This is a genomic window from Amycolatopsis sp. 3B14 (genome assembly GCF_050958625.1).
Lineage (GTDB): Bacteria > Actinomycetota > Actinomycetes > Mycobacteriales > Pseudonocardiaceae > Amycolatopsis_E > Amycolatopsis_E thermoflava.
Window position 1 is genome coordinate 54,164 of record NZ_JBHZEN010000045.1, and the last position, 14,045, is coordinate 68,208.

Annotated in this window: 15 protein-coding genes; 7 read left to right on the top strand and 8 right to left on the bottom strand. The window is 73.2% G+C overall.

Features of this window, described 5'->3' with window-relative positions; genetic code table 11:
• Window positions 1-101: 101 nt before the first annotated feature.
• The gene (locus ACCP09_RS24790; RefSeq protein WP_433750645.1) at window positions 102-962 is read left to right on the top strand and encodes an AraC family transcriptional regulator; all 861 of its coding nucleotides are present in this window, start codon (window positions 102-104) and stop codon (window positions 960-962) included.
• Between the two features lie 3 nt (window positions 963-965).
• Here ACCP09_RS24790 and ACCP09_RS24795 read toward each other — a convergent pair whose 3' ends face one another.
• The 3 genes from ACCP09_RS24795 to ACCP09_RS24805 are packed head-to-tail and all read right to left on the bottom strand — an operon-like array spanning window position 966 to window position 3,601.
• The gene (locus ACCP09_RS24795; RefSeq protein WP_433750748.1) at window positions 966-2,039 is read right to left on the bottom strand and encodes a bifunctional RNase H/acid phosphatase; all 1,074 of its coding nucleotides are present in this window, start codon (window positions 2,037-2,039) and stop codon (window positions 966-968) included.
• Window positions 2,040-2,041: 2 nt separating this feature from the next.
• Entirely contained in the window at window positions 2,042-2,779 is a 738-nt protein-coding gene (locus ACCP09_RS24800; protein WP_020419732.1) for a zinc ribbon domain-containing protein, read from the bottom strand.
• 15 nt (window positions 2,780-2,794) lie between these two features.
• Window positions 2,795-3,601 carry a Nif3-like dinuclear metal center hexameric protein gene (locus ACCP09_RS24805; protein WP_433750649.1) on the bottom strand — a complete coding sequence of 269 codons (807 nt, stop codon included), beginning with the start codon at window positions 3,599-3,601 and terminating at the stop codon, window positions 2,795-2,797.
• A 40-nt stretch (window positions 3,602-3,641) separates the two neighbouring features.
• Here ACCP09_RS24805 and ACCP09_RS24810 point away from each other — a divergent pair, with 40 nt between their 5' ends.
• The 3 genes from ACCP09_RS24810 to ACCP09_RS24820 all read left to right on the top strand — a co-directional run bounded on the left by ACCP09_RS24810 (window position 3,642) and on the right by ACCP09_RS24820 (window position 6,021).
• A complete protein-coding gene (locus tag ACCP09_RS24810; RefSeq protein ID WP_027932322.1) occupies window positions 3,642-4,115 on the top strand; it encodes a low molecular weight protein-tyrosine-phosphatase in 474 nt (157 codons plus the stop codon).
• Window positions 4,116-4,182: 67 nt separating this feature from the next.
• Window positions 4,183-5,046 (top strand): fructosamine kinase family protein, encoded by an 864-nt coding sequence (locus tag ACCP09_RS24815; protein ID WP_209436850.1) that lies wholly within the window; start codon window positions 4,183-4,185, stop codon window positions 5,044-5,046.
• Between the two features lie 105 nt (window positions 5,047-5,151).
• Window positions 5,152-6,021, top strand: a complete 870-nt coding sequence (locus ACCP09_RS24820) for an SURF1 family cytochrome oxidase biogenesis protein (RefSeq protein ID WP_433750654.1) — start codon at window positions 5,152-5,154, stop codon at window positions 6,019-6,021.
• On the opposite strand, the gene ACCP09_RS24825 is transcribed toward ACCP09_RS24820, so the two are convergent.
• On the bottom strand, window positions 5,969-6,901 hold the full coding sequence (locus tag ACCP09_RS24825; RefSeq protein WP_027932325.1) for a cobalamin biosynthesis protein CobD/CbiB: 933 nt from the start codon (window positions 6,899-6,901) through the stop codon (window positions 5,969-5,971). The two genes, ACCP09_RS24820 and ACCP09_RS24825, sit on opposite strands and share 53 nt — an antisense overlap.
• A 36-nt stretch (window positions 6,902-6,937) precedes the next feature.
• On the bottom strand, window positions 6,938-7,606 hold the full coding sequence (locus ACCP09_RS24830) for a FadR/GntR family transcriptional regulator (protein WP_020419738.1): 669 nt from the start codon (window positions 7,604-7,606) through the stop codon (window positions 6,938-6,940).
• A gap of 133 nt (window positions 7,607-7,739) precedes the next feature.
• Here ACCP09_RS24830 and ACCP09_RS24835 point away from each other — a divergent pair, with 133 nt between their 5' ends.
• The 3 genes from ACCP09_RS24835 to ACCP09_RS24845 all read left to right on the top strand — a co-directional run bounded on the left by ACCP09_RS24835 (window position 7,740) and on the right by ACCP09_RS24845 (window position 10,297).
• Window positions 7,740-8,237 (top strand): gluconokinase, encoded by a 498-nt coding sequence (locus ACCP09_RS24835; RefSeq protein WP_433750658.1) that lies wholly within the window; start codon window positions 7,740-7,742, stop codon window positions 8,235-8,237.
• A complete protein-coding gene (locus tag ACCP09_RS24840; RefSeq protein WP_378365094.1) occupies window positions 8,234-9,607 on the top strand; it encodes a gluconate:H+ symporter in 1,374 nt (457 codons plus the stop codon). The genes ACCP09_RS24835 and ACCP09_RS24840 overlap by 4 nt, the downstream gene beginning before the upstream one ends.
• A gap of 69 nt (window positions 9,608-9,676) precedes the next feature.
• Complete coding sequence (locus ACCP09_RS24845; RefSeq protein WP_433750663.1) at window positions 9,677-10,297, top strand: hypothetical protein; 621 nt, start codon at window positions 9,677-9,679, stop codon at window positions 10,295-10,297.
• Window positions 10,298-10,383: 86 nt separating this feature from the next.
• On the opposite strand, the gene nudC is transcribed toward ACCP09_RS24845, so the two are convergent.
• Genes nudC through ACCP09_RS24860 form a run of 3 tightly spaced genes read right to left on the bottom strand, consistent with a single transcriptional unit; the run spans window position 10,384 to window position 14,044 of the window.
• Complete coding sequence (gene nudC / locus ACCP09_RS24850; protein ID WP_027932329.1) at window positions 10,384-11,391, bottom strand: NAD(+) diphosphatase; 1,008 nt, start codon at window positions 11,389-11,391, stop codon at window positions 10,384-10,386.
• On the bottom strand, window positions 11,388-12,770 hold the full coding sequence (locus ACCP09_RS24855; RefSeq protein WP_431902528.1) for a M16 family metallopeptidase: 1,383 nt from the start codon (window positions 12,768-12,770) through the stop codon (window positions 11,388-11,390). The genes nudC and ACCP09_RS24855 overlap by 4 nt, the downstream gene beginning before the upstream one ends.
• On the bottom strand, window positions 12,767-14,044 hold the full coding sequence (locus tag ACCP09_RS24860) for a M16 family metallopeptidase (RefSeq protein ID WP_123683793.1): 1,278 nt from the start codon (window positions 14,042-14,044) through the stop codon (window positions 12,767-12,769). Before ACCP09_RS24860 ends, ACCP09_RS24855 begins: the two co-directional genes overlap by 4 nt.
• Window position 14,045: the final 1 nt, after the last annotated feature.

Sequence of the window (14,045 nt, forward strand, 5' to 3'; positions counted from 1 at the left end):
CCGGTGCCAGGTAGACCGATCCGCGCGGGCTCTTGCACGATCCTCTCGACTCCGCCCGGATCGGGCTTGTGCCTCCTCGGCCGGGGTGGTTCCGTCGAGGGGTGCTCGACGAGATCCGCGACCTCATCGCGGCCCACGCCCGCCCGGACCTGCGGACGCCGGTCGACGGCCTGCTGCTGTCCCGGGTGGACACCACCGAGCCGGAGCACTCGCTCACCGAACCGCTGCTCGTGCTGATGGCTCAGGGCGGGAAACGGCTGCTGCTGGGCGACCGCGTGTTCGAGTACCGGGCGGGCCAGTTCCTGCTGGTCACCGCCGCGTTGCCGGTCACCGGCCGGTTCCTGGAGGCGCCGTCGCTGGGCGCCGGGCTGGTGCTGCGGCCGTCGGCGATCGCGCCGCTGCTGCTGGAGGCGCCCGCCCCGCGCGCCCCGGCTGGGCCCGCCATCGACACCGGCGACGCCGACGCCGACCTGCTCGACGCCGTGACCCGGCTGCTGCGGCTGCTCGACCGGCCCGCCGACGTGCCCGTGCTCGCCCCGCTGATCGAGCGGGAGATCCTCTGGCGGCTGCTCACCGGCCCGTGCGGGCCGACGCTGCGTCAGATCGGCCTCGCCGACAGCAGCCTGAGCCTCGTCGGCCGCGCGATCGGCCGGATCAGGGAGAACTACGCCGAGCCGATGCGGATCGCGGAGCTCGCGCGGCTGTGCGGGCTGAGCGCCTCGGCGTTCCACCGGCACTTCCGCGCGGTCACCGCGATGAGCCCCCTGCAGTTCCAGAAACGGATCCGGCTGCAGGAGGCGCGGTCACTGCTGCTGGCCCGGCCGGACGACGTCGCCGGCGTCGGGCACCTCGTCGGCTACGACAGCCCGTCGCAGTTCAGCCGGGAGTACCGCCGCCTGTTCGGCGCGCCACCCGGCCGGGACGCCGCGCGCCTGCGGGCCGCGGCGCCCGCCTTGCCGTGAGGCTCAGGCCAGGTGCGAGATGTCGTTGACCAGGCGCACCGACGCGTTGCCGTCCGGGTAGAACTCCACGATCGACAGCGACGCCAGGTCCAGGTGCAGCCGGAACAGCAACGACGGCCCCGCGTCCAGGCCGAGCCGCAGCAGGGACTTGATCGGGGTGACGTGGCTGACGACGATGATCGTCCGGCCGGCGTGGCTCTCGACCAGCTCGTCCCGCGTGCGGCGGACCCGTAGGTGCACCTCGTCGAAGCTCTCCCCGCCCGGCGCGGGCACCGACGGGTCGCGCAGCCACCGGCCGTGCAGCTCGGGGTCGCGCTGGGCGGCCTCGGTGAAGGTCAGCCCCTCCCACTCGCCGAAATCGGTCTCCAGCAGGCCGGGGTGGGTCTCCACGCGGGCGCCGAGCGCGTCGGCGACCGACTGGGCCGTCTGCTTCGCCCTGGTCAACGGGGACGTCACGATCGCGGTGTCCGTGCCGAGGTCCGGCAGCGCGGCGAGGCGTTTCGCGGCAGCCGCGGCCTGCTGCAGGCCGTGCTCGGTCAGCGGCACGTCACCGCGGCCCGAGTACCGGCGGTCCACCGACATCGCGGTCTGCCCGTGCCGTAGCAGCATCATCCGCGTCGGGGTGCCCTGCGCGCCGGTCCATTTCTGCGGCGTCGTGCGCTCCGGGCCCGCGCTCTTGCCCGCCTGGGTGTCCATCGCCTCGTTGGCGAGCCGGTCGGCGTGTGCGTTCTCCGCGCGTGGGATCCACTCGTAGCGCACGGCCGCGAACCCGGCGGCCAGCTGACGCGCCTGCTCGGCGAGCGGCTTCAACGCCTCGTGCTTGATCTTCCAGCGGCCGGACATCTGCTCGACCACCAGCTTCGAGTCCATCCGGACGTCCACCTCGGTGGCGCCCGCCTCGGCGGCCGCCCGCAGCCCGGCGATCAGGCCCGAGTACTCGGCGAAGTTGTTCGTCGCCACCCCGAGCCCCTCCTGGCGCTCGGCCAGGACCGCGCCCGTCACGGCGTCGCGGACGACGGCCCCGTACCCGGCAGGCCCGGGGTTGCCCCGCGAACCGCCATCGGCCTCGACGACCACTCTCACAGGCCCGACTCCACCGTCCGCACCAGGATCGCGCCGCAGTTCTCGCACTGCACGACCTCGTCCTCGGCGGCCGCCTTGAGCTCGGACACGGTGTTGCGGTCGAACTCCATGTTGCAGGCCAGGCACTTCCGGGCCCGCACCAGCGCGGCGCCGATGCCCTTGTGCGCGCGGACCCGCTCGTACAGCTTCAGCAGCCCCTCCGGGAACCGCGGCACCAGCTTGGCGCGGTCCTCCTCGCGGCGGGCCTTCGTGGTGTCCAGGTCCTTGAGCGTCTCGTCGCGGCGGCCCTCGACGTCGGCCAGCGCCTGCTCGGTCTTGTCGACCTCGGCGCCGGTGCGCTGCACGTCCAGGCCGAGCGCTTCGCGGCGCTCCATCAGCTCCAGCAGGTCGTCCTCGAGCGCGCTCTGGCGCCGGGCCAGTGTCTCCAGCTCGTGCTGCAGGTCCGCGACCTGCTTGGCGGGCAGGGTGCCGCCGTCGATCAGCTTGCGGTCGCGGTCCTCGCGGGCGCGGACGGACTCGATCTCCTTCTCCTGCCGGGCGATCTCGCGGTCCAGGTCGGAGGCGGCGGTCTCGTGCCGGATCGCCGTGTCGCGCAGCTCGCGCAGGGTCTTCTGGATGCCCTCGATCTCGGCGAGCTCGGGCATGGTGCGGCGGCGGTGCTCGACCCGGGACAGCTCGGCATCCACTTTCGCGAGCTCGAGCAGCTGACGCTGGACGGCTGGCTCTGCCTTCACTGGTACTCCCTCGGATTACGCACGGATGGTCCACGGATCGGTTCGGCGCGCGGACACGTGAACGTTGACGTTACCCGCAAAGGCGTCCCGCAGGACGGCCGAGGCTTGACCGCACCACGGCCACTCGCTGGCCCAGTGGGTCAGGCCGACCAGTGCGGGCGCGTCCGCGCCGGTTTCCAGGTGCTCGCCCGCGGGGTGGTGCCGCAGGTCGGCGGTGACGTAGGCGTCCACGCCGGCCGCGGTCGCGGCGCCGAGGAAGCTGTCCCCGGCCCCGCCGGACACCGCCACCGTCCTAATGAGACGGTCCGGGTCGCCCGCCCCGAGGACGCCCGGCTCGGTGGCGGGCAGGGCGGCGGCCACCCGGCGCACGAACGCGGCGAACGGCTCGGGCTCGGGCAGCTCGCCGATGCGGCCGAGGCCGGTGGAGCCGTCCGGGTGCGGGTCGAGCGGGCGCAGCACCCGCAGCCCGATCGCCTCGGCGAGCGCGTCGGACACCCCGGGGTTGGCGGAGTCGGCGTTCGTGTGCGCGCAGTACAGGGCGATGCCGGCGCGGATGAGGCGGTGCACCAGCGCACCCTTCGGGGTGTCGGCCGGCACGCCGTGCACGCCGCGCAGCAGCAGCGGGTGGTGCGCGACGACCAGCTGGACCCCGGTCTCGATGGCCTCGTCGATGGTGGCCGCGACCGGGTCGACGCAGATCAGGACGTCGGTGACCGGCTCGGCGGGGTCGCCGCAGACCAGGCCGACCGCGTCCCAGCTCTCCGCGAGCGCGGGCGGGTAGGCGTCCTCCAGTGCGGCGATCACTTCGGCGAGGGCGGGCATGGGGGGATCTTCGCATGCGGCGTGGGGCAGACTGCGGGGTGTGACCGAGCCGAGCCTGCACATCTGCTTCGTCTGTTCCGGCAACATCTGCCGGTCCCCCATGGCGGCCATCGTCTTCCGGGCGCACCTGGAGCGCGCCGGGCTCGCCGACCGGGTCCGCGTCACCAGCGCCGGCACCGGGCCGTGGCACGTCGGCGAACCGGCCGATCCGCGTGCCCGCGAGACCCTGCGCGAGCACGGCTACACCGGCAAGCACGTGGCCGCGCAGGTCGACAGCGACCACCTGGCCGCCGACCTGCTGCTCGCCGCCGACCGGGGCCACCTGCGGGAACTGCGCCGGCTGGTGGACGACCCCGAGCGCGTGCGGCTGCTGCGGTCCTTCGACCCCGAAGCCCCCGACGGCGCGGAGATCCCGGACCCGTACTACGGCGGCGACGACGGGTTCGACGAGGTCCTCGCGATGGTCGAGCGGACCGTTCCCGCTCTGCTGGACTGGGCGAAGGCGCGGCTCTGAGCTGCGCTCATGCGGTCGCGGCCGCGCGCGGTTACCGTGACGGCGGGCAGACGAAAAGGTGCTGGACATGAGCGTTCGCGAAGCCGTCGAACGGCTGCTGGGAGTCCCGGTCACCGGCGTGCGCCGCAGCGGGGGCGCGGTGTGCCTGGTGACCGCCGAGGGGCGGGGTGTGCTGGTCGCGAAGCAGGGCAGCGGGCCCGGCGCGACCGCCGCCGAAGCCGCCGGGCTGCGGTGGCTCGGCGAGCACGGCGACGTGCCGGTCCCGCGGGTCCACGCGCACGACGACGAGTGGATCGTCATGGAGTACGTGCCGCCGACGTACCCCGAGACGGCCGCGGCGGAGGCGTTCGGGCGCGGCCTGGCGCGGCTGCACCTGCGGGGCGCGCCCGCGTACGGTTCGCCGCCACCCGGCGGACCGGCCGACGCGTGGATGGGTCTCGCCCCGATGCGCAACGAGGAGTGCCCAGACTGGGCGACGTTCTACGGTTCGCACCGCGTGTTGCCGTACGTGCGGATGTGCGTGGACCAGGGCCTGTACGACGCGGGGCAGGCGCAGGTGTTCGAGCGGTTGTGCGCGCGGCTGCCCGAGCTGGGCGGCCCGGCCGAACCGCCGTCCCGCCTGCACGGCGACGCGTGGAGCGGCAACGTGCACTGGGGGCAGGGCGCGGTGTGGCTCATCGACCCGGCCGCGCACGGCGGGCACCGCGAGACGGACCTGGCGATGCTGCGGCTGTTCGGCACGCCGCTGCTGGAGCACATCCTGGGCGCGTACGAGGAGGCGGCGAAGGACCTGGACGCCCCGCTCGCCGACGGCTGGCGGGAGCGCGTGGAGCTGCACCAGCTGTTCCCGCTGCTCATGCACGCGGCGGTGTTCGGGGCCGGCTACGCGCGGCAGGCGCTGCGCGCGGCTGAGGCGGCGCTGGCACGCTGAGGCGCCCTGTCGTGCAACGCGCGGCAGGCACCACAGGTGTCACCTGCCACACGCTGCGCTGACCTCCCCACACGCCTCCCACCGCGGACGGCCTACCGTAGGGGTGTGCGGCTGAAGTTCCTCCTCCGGCCGAGCTGGCTCGCCCTCGTGGTGGGTGTGCTCGCGTTCGCGTTCGCCTGCTTCACGCTGCTGTCCCCGTGGCAGTTCTCCCGCAACGACGAGCGCGAAGCCCAGAACAGGGCCATCGAGGCCTCTCTCACCGCCGGCCCGCGTCCGCTGAACGACGTTCTCCCGCCCGGCGCCGTCCCCGACACCGACACCGAGTGGACCCGCGTCGAGATCACCGGCTCCTACCTGCCGGAGCACGAGGTCGTCGCCCGGCTGCGGACCGTGCAGGGGCAGCCCGCGTTCGAGGTGCTCACCCCGTTCCGCGCGACCGACGGACAGGTCGTCCTCGTCGACCGGGGCTACCTCCAGCCGGACTCCCGCACCGAGGTCCCGCCCTACGCCGCACCGCCCGCAGGCACGGTGACGATCGTCGCGCGGATCCGCGAGGACGAGAACGACCCGAAGAACCGGGACGCGTTCGCCGACGCCTCCACCCACGGCAAGCTGCAGAGCTACAGCGTCGACTCCCGGGTGGTGGCGCGGTCGAGCGGCCTGGACATCCGCAGCGGCTACTTCCAGCTCGACTCCGACCAGCCTGGCGTGCTCAACGCGCTGCCGCTGCCCCAGACCGACGCCGGCCCGTTCTTCTCCTACGCGCTGCAGTGGATCGCGTTCGGGGTCATGGCGATCGCGGGCCTGGTGTACTTCACGGTCCGCGAGCTGAAGCCCGGCGGCGTGCTCAACGAGATGGCCGAGAAGAACAAGCGCAAGCGCAAATCGGTCGCCGAGATCCTCGCCGAGGACGACGCGGCGGCTAACGAGACCGGCGGCGAAGACCGAACAGAGCAGCCAGCACAGCGGAACTGACCCCGGCCAGCCACCCGACCACACGCGACAACTCCACCGCGCGCGTGACGTGCCCGGCGTCCGGGTTCCGGCCGTCGCCCAGCACCGGCAGCTCCTCGACGCCGTGCGGGTAGACCGTGCGGCCGCCGAGGCGGATCTCCAGCGCGCCCGCGAACGCCGCCTCCATCCGGCCGGCGTTCGGGCTCGGGTGGGCCGCGGTGTCCCGCCGCCACGCGCGCCACGCCCCGGCCGCCGAGCCGCCGACCACCGGCGCGCTCGACACCGTCAGCGCGGCGGCGAACCGCGTCGGCAGCAGGTTGACCAGGTCGTCCAGGCGCCGCGCGAACCATCCCGCCGGACGGGTCGGGTCACCGGTCCGCAGCACCGACACGGTCCGCGCGGCGAGCAGGCCGGGCATCCCGGCGACCGCGCCCCAGAACAGCGGGCCGACGACGGCGTCCGCGGTGTGCTGCGCGACCGACTCCACCGACGCCCGGGACAGGCCGACGACGTTCAGCCCGCCGGTCTGCCTGCTGTCCAGTTCGGACAACGTCTCGCGGGCCGCGTCGAGTTCGCCCTCTTCGAGATCGCGGGCCAGTTCGGTGCCGTCGGCCGCGAGACCGGCGCCGCCGAGGACGGCCCACGTCGCGACGGCCGTGCCGAGCGCCTGCAGGACCGGGCTGCGCCGCAGTGACCGCTCCGCCAGCACCCCGGCCACGACGGCCGAGCCGGCCAGCCCGCCGGCGAAGGCGACCCCGGCGAGGCGGTGCTCGGGCAGGCTCGCGTCGACGGTCCGGACGGCGCGGGTGAACACGGTGACCGGCCGTCCGCGCTTCGGCTCGCCGATCACCCCGTCCGCCGCCGCCCCCAGCAGCAGTCCGATCGCCCGTGCGGCACTCACTCGTGGCTCCCCCCGAGGTCGGTATCCGCCGTGAGGCTACTCGAACTGCTGGGCGACCTCGTCGCGCGCCTGGACCATGATGTCCCGCATCGCGCGCTCGGCCCGGTCGGCGTCCGCCTCGTCGATGGCGCGGGCGACCTCCAGGTGCAGCGCGACCGCCTCCGGCTGCGGTTCCGGCGGCATCAGGCCGTGCTCGGTCCGCCCGGTCAGCACCTCCGCGACGACCGCGGAGAGCTGCGTGAACATCGGGTTGCCCGACGCCGCGAGCACCAGGTGGTGAAAAGCGATGTCGTGCCCGAGGAAGGTGTGCAGGTCCCGCGCGTGTGCGGTGACCTCCAGCCGGGCACCCAGTGCCCGTAGCCGCCCGCGCTCCTCGGGTGTCGCGCGGATCGCGGCGAAGCGCGCGGCGCTCGGCTCGACCGCCCACCGCAGCTCCATCAGGTTGCGCAGGGCGACGGGGCGCTGCTCGCCGTCCAGTTGCCAGCGGATCAACCGGGGGTCGTAGTGGTTCCAGTCGGCGCAGTCCCGCACGGTGATCCCGACGCGGCGCTTGCTCGTGGTCAGCCGCATCGCCTCCAGCGCGCGGACTACCTCACGCGCCACGGTGCGCGAGGCGCCGTGGTTCTGCTGCAGCTCCTCCAGCCGCAGCACCGTCCCCGGCGGCAGCTTGCCGCAGGCGATCGCGGTGCCCACCGCGTCGAGCATGCGCTCGTGAATTCCCTCGGCCACGAAGGTGACGCTAGACCACTGATTCGATTAAGTAGTACTTGTGGGTTGAATAAGTAGTACTTTTGCGTTGCACTGATCGAGTGACAGCGAGGTCTGAGGAGCGAAGCCAATGACGGTCATCGTCGTGATGGGAGTCGCCGGTTCGGGCAAGACGACGGTGGGTTCGGCGCTGGCCGAGCGCCTCGGCGTCGAATACGCCGAAGCGGACGCCTTCCATCCGCCGGCCAACATCGCGAAGATGTCGTCCGGCCACCCGCTCGACGACGACGACCGGTGGCCGTGGCTGCACGCCATCGCGGCGTGGATCTCCGGCCACCAGGCCACGGGCGGCGTGGTGTCGTCGTCCGCCCTGAAGCGGCGCTACCGCGACGTGCTGCGGACCGGCGGGGAACTGTGGTTCCTGCACCTCGACGGCCCGCGCGACGTCCTCGCGGAGCGGATGCAGGGGCGCACCGGGCACTTCATGCCGGTGTCGCTGCTGGACTCCCAGCTCGCCGACCTCGAACCCCTCGAAACCGATGAGCGCGGCCTGATCGCCGACATCCTCGAAGCCCCCTCGGCGATCGTGGACCGCGCGCTCACCGAGCTGGCAAAGGAGCAGCCGTGAGTACTCTCGCCGCCGCCTGGACGGGTCACGACACCCGCCTGGTCGTCGCGACCCTGATCGGCATCGCCGTGATCGTGGTGCTGATCAGCAAGGCCCGCATGCACGCCTTCCTGTCGCTGATCATCGGATCGATGGTCGTCGGCCTGCTGGGCGGCCTGCCGGTCGACAAAGTGATCAAGAGCTTTTCCAGCGGGGTGGGCTCGACCGTCGCGTCGGTCGGCCTGCTGATCGCGCTGGGCGCGATGCTCGGCAAGCTCCTGGCCGATTCCGGCGGGGCGGAACAGATCGTCGACACGATCCTGTCCCGCACCTCGTCGAAGGCGCTGCCGTGGGCGATGGCGCTGGTCGCCGCCCTGATCGGGCTGCCGATGTTCTTCGAGATCGGCCTGGTCATGCTCATCCCGGTCGTGCTGCTGGTCGCCAAGCGCAGCGGCAAACCGCTGATGCTGGTCGGGATCCCCGCGCTGGCCGGGCTTTCCGTGCTGCACGGCCTGGTCCCGCCGCACCCGGGCCCGCTCGCCGCGGCCGGCGCGCTGAACGCGAGCGTCGGCATCGTGCTCGGCCTCGGCCTGCTGGTCGCCATCCCGACCGTGATCATCGCGGGCCCGCTGTTCGGCAAGCTCGCCGCGCGCTGGGTGCCCGAGGCGAAGGCCCCGGAACACCTGATCCCGGCCGCGGGCGGGAGCGAGGACGAGCGGCCGCGGCCGAGCTTCACCGCGACGCTGGTGACCGTGCTGCTGCCGGTGGTCCTGATGCTGGGCAAGGCGATCGCGGACATCGTCGCCGACAGCGGCAACCCGGTCCGCCGGGTGCTGGACTTCGTCGGTGACCCGCTGATCGCGCTGCTCGCCGCCGTGCTGCTCGGCATGTTCACGCTCGGCCGCGCCGCCGGGTTCACCCGCGACCGGCTGGCTTCGACGATCGGCGACTCGCTCGGCCCGATCGCCGGGATCATCCTGATCGTCGCCGCCGGCGGCGGGTTCAAGCAGATCCTCGTCGACGCGGGCGTCGGCAACGTCGTCACGCAGCTCGCCGAGGGCGCCAACATCCCGGCGCTGCTGCTCGGCTGGCTGGTCGCGGTGCTGATCCGGCTCGCGACGGGCTCGGCCACCGTGGCGACGGTGTCCGCGGCCGGGCTGGTGTCCGGCCTGGCGGCGACGATGTCGCCCACCGGCGCCGCGCTGCTGGTGCTCGCGATCGGCGCCGGTTCGCTGTTCTTCTCGCACGTCAACGACGCCGGTTTCTGGCTGGTCAAGGAGTACTTCGGGCTGTCCGTCGGCCAGACCATCCGGAGCTGGTCGATCATGGAGACGGTGATCTCGGTGGTCGCGATCGCGATCATCCTGCCGCTGGGCGCACTGCTCGCCTGAGGCCGAGGGGCCTTCGGTTGGTGCCGAAGGCCCCTTATGCCGTGCGCGCCGCCGCAGAACGCTGGCGGCATGACCGAAAAACTCCTGATCGACGAATACCTGCCCGTCCACGAGGCGCACCAGCTCGACGCCATCGTCGTCGACACGCCACCGGACGCGGCCTACCGCGCGGTCCGCGACCTGGACCCGGACAAGGTCGCCCAGGCCGTGCCCCTGCTGCGGGTGCTCGGCCGCGCCCGCGCGATCCCGGCCGCCATCGCGGACCGGATCCGCGGCGACACCGAGCCGCCACCGGAATCCCTGCCGGCCGAGGAGTACCAGGCCGCGTTCGTGCTGCTCGACGAGCGGCCGGGCACCGAGTTCGTGGTCGGCATGATCGGCAAGTTCATGACGGCGACGCAGCTGGAGTTCCGGCGGTTCGAGCCGGGCGAGTTCGCCGGGTTCGACGAGCCGGGCTACGGCAAGGTGGCGCTGAACTTCGTCGTCCAGCCGTACGGGCCGGGCCGGTCGCTGCTGACCACCGAAACCCGCACGGCGACGACGGATCCGTTGTCCCGCAACCGGTTCGCGCGGTACTGGACGGTGGTCGGGCCGTTCGCCGGGTTCATCATGCGGCGGTGGCTGCGCCTGGCGAAGCACAACGCCGAGTCAGCCGAACGCGACACGGTCCAGCCAGAAGCCCAGCAGTGACGCGTCCCCGGCGACGGCGCGTGCGGAGCCGGTCGACGCCCGCGGTTCCCCTTTCGAGGTCCCGGCGCGACGACCGGCTTCTCGCATCAGCCCCGATCCGCGTAGGCCCAGGCTTCCAGCATCACGCGCGCGATCGACGAGTTTCCCGGCAGGATCAGCTCGCTCGCGCCGCCGAGGATGGGGACCGGGCGGCCCTTCGCCTCGAACGCCGCGCGCACCTCGGCGCGCGGCACCCACAGCGCGGCCTCGATCTCGCCGTCGGCCGGGACCAGCGGGCGGGACGCGTCGGCCTTCGCGGCGAAGCCCAGCATGATCGAGCGCGGGAACGGCCACGGCTGGCTGCCCAGGTACCGCACGTCGTGGACGTCCGCGCCGACCTCCTCCCGGATCTCCCGCACACAACAGCCCTCGAGCGACTCGCCTGCCTCGACGAACCCGGCCAGCACCGAGTACCGCCCCGGCGGCCAGACCGGCTGGCGCGCCAGCAGGACGTGCTCGCCGTTGACGCCCTCCTCGTCGTGCACCAGGCAGATGATCGCCGGGTCGGTGCGCGGGTACTCCTCGCGGCCGCACGCCTCGCACTTCGACGCCCACCCGAACTGCACCAGGTGCGTCGGGCTGCCGTCGCGCACGCAGAACCGCGCCTGCCGGTGCCACACCCGCAGCGCCTGCGCCGTGGTGAACAGCCCGGCGGCCGTGTCGTCCAGCTGGTCGCCGTGCGCCCGCAGCGTCACCCACAGCTCGCCGTCGACCCGCGGCGCCTCCTCGGGCACGCCCCAGCTGCCCGGGATCTCGACGATCTCCGGTTCGCCCTCCGGCTCGCCCGGCAGCGACCAGTAGTCGACGCCCTGCCACTCGCCGAGGAACACCGCGTCCGCGGGTGGCTCCTCGCCGAACGTCAGCGCCTTGCGGGTTGCCAGGACCGCTTCTCCCTCGCGCACGGGCGTGCGCAACTGCTTGTCCAGCAGCATGACCTGCGCGTCCGGCCACCGGGCGCGCAGACGCTCCGGGTTGGTGCGCAGCGTCTCCTGTCGGTCCACAGTGGACCGGGAGAGCGTCGGGAGGCGGCCCAGCGTGAACGGTGCGACGGTCACTTGCCGGGCTCCCCCACGGTGACCCCGCCGAGCGCGGTCAGCTGCGGCGCGAGCGTCGCGGCGTCACCCACCACGACACCGGTGAACCGGGCCGGGGCGAAGAAGTCGAGCGCGGCCTCGGCGACCTCCTCCACGGTGACCGCGGCGACCCGCTCCGGGTGCTCGGCCAGCCACTCCACACCGAGGCCGGCCGCGGTCAGCGCGGCGAGCTGGCTGGCCAGCCCGGCCTGCGACGACGTCGCGGTGAGCAGCGAGCCGACCGCGTACTGGCGCACCGACTCGACCTCCTCGGCCGTCGGGGGCACGACCGCGAGCCTGCCCAGCTCGTAGCGGGTCTCCAGCAGCGCGGCCGCGGTGACCTCGTTCGCGGTGTCCGCGTCGACGCCGACCGTCGCCGTGGTGCCGGTGAACTCGAACCCGGAGTGCGCGCTGTAGGTGTAGCCCTTGTCCTCGCGGATGTTCTCCACCAGCCGCGAGGAGAAGTAGCCGCCGTAGGTCATGTTCGCCAGCTGCAGCGCGGCGTACCGCGGGTCCGTGCGCGGCAGCGACTGCGCGATGAGCCGGATCTGCGACTGCACGGCGCCGGCCCGCGGCACCAGCAGCAGGTCACCACCCGTGACCTCGGGCAGGCCGGGCATCACGACCGCCGACGCGTCGGACGACCAGCCGCCCAGGACGCGCTCGACGTCGGCCGCGATCCGCTCCGGGTCGATGTCGCCGACGATCACCAGCACCGAACCACGCGGCAGCACCGCGGCGGTGTGCAACGCGCGGACGGCCTCCGGCGTCACCTGCTCCACATCGGCGGCCTGCGGCACCTCGCGGGTGGCCGGGTGGTCGCCGTAGACGTGCCTCAGCAGCGCCTCGCGGGCGATCACCCGCGGCTGCGTGCGCGACACCGCCAGCCGCTCGACCAGCCGGGCCGACTCGCGCGCCACCTCGTCGTCCACATAGGACGCGGCGGTGAGCGCGTCGGCGAGCACGTCCAGCAGCGTCGGCAGGCCGGTGGCCAGACCGTTGCCGGAGATGGTCAGCCGCTCGGGGTCGACCACGGTGTCCAGCTCGCCACCGATCAGCGCCAGCTCGGTGTCGATCTCGATCCGGTCGCGCCGGGCGGTGCCGGTGAGCATGGTCTCGGCGAGCACCTCGGCGGTGGCCGCGTGCAGCGGCGCCGTGCCGCCGAACGGGATCCGCAGCCGCAACTCCACCAACGGCACCGTCGGCTTGCGGACCGCGAGCAGGCGCAGGCCGTTGGACAGCACGGTGTCCACGTGGGACAGATCCGCCGCGGCCTTCTGCGCGCCGAGCTCCGGGACCGGGCGCGGTCCGGTGGCGGTGCGGCCGATCTCCTCGGCGCTGCGGTGGTCGACGGACGTCACTTCGCTCCCCCTTCGGGCTCGACGAGCAGGACCGCGCGCGAGTCGGGCCGCAGCGCCTTGGCGGCGGCGGCCACGTCCTCGCCGGTGACGGCAGCCATCCGGTCCGGCAGCCGGGACACCAGGGACGGGTCCCCGTAGAGCAGTTCGAACGCGCCGAGCGACAGCGTCCGGGACATCAGCCGGTCGTGCTCGGCGTGCAGGCTCGCGCTCCAGCGCGCGGTGACCTTGGCCAGTTCCTGCGCGTCCGGCGGCGTGGCGGCCAGCTTCTCCAGCTCCTCGTCGACCGCGGCCAGCACCCGCTCCGCGGAGACGTCCGGCGAGTGGATGGCGGTGATCGAGAAGGTGTCCGGGTCGCGCGCCTCGAACGGGCCGAACAGGCCCGCGCCCGCGCCGATGTCGGTGACCAGCGGCTCGCGGTGCACCAGCCGCTGCTGCAGCCGGGAGCCGTCGCCGTCGGTCAGCACGCCGGCCAGCACCAGGTTCGCGAGGTAGGCGTCCAGCTCGCCGACCGGGTCCGGCATCCGGTAGCCGACGGCCAGCGCGGGCAGCGGCGCGTGCGGATCGGTGTGCTGGCCGCGGACCTCGCCTGCGGGCGGTGGCTCGGCGAACGAGCGCTTCGGCGGCGCCGGGCGGTGCGGCACGTCGCCGAAGTGCTTCTCGATCAGCTCGCGTGCCCGGTCCGGCTCGAAGTCGCCCGCGACGGTGAGCACCGCGTTGGCCGGCGAGTAGTAGGTGTCGAAGAAGGCCGCGCAGTCGTCCAGGCTGGCCTGCTCCAGGTCGGTGAAGTCGCCGTAGCCGTTGTGCGCGTTGGGGAACGTCGAGTAGAGCACCGGCGGCAGGAGGATCCACGGGAACCCGCCGTAGGGCCGGTTCAGCACGTTGAGGCGGATCTCCTCCTTCACCACGTCGATCTGGTTGGCGAGGTTCTCCCGCGTCAGCTTCGGCGCGCGCATGCGGTCGGCCTCGAGGAACAGCGCGCGCTCCAGTGCCGCGGACGGCAGCACCTCGTAGTAGTCGGTGTAGTCCGGGTGGGTCGACCCGTTGAAGGTGCCGCCGCTGGACTGCACGATCTTGAAGTGCGCGAGCTTCTCCAGGCTCTCGCTGCCCTGGAACATCAGGTGCTCGAACAGGTGCGCGAACCCGGTGCGCCCCTCCGGCTCGGAGCGGAAGCCCACGTCGTAGTGCACGGCGACGCCGACAACCGGAGCGGTCGGGTCCGGCGCGAGCACTACGCGCAGGCCGTTGTGCAGGGTGAAGCGGGAGGTCTCGGCCATG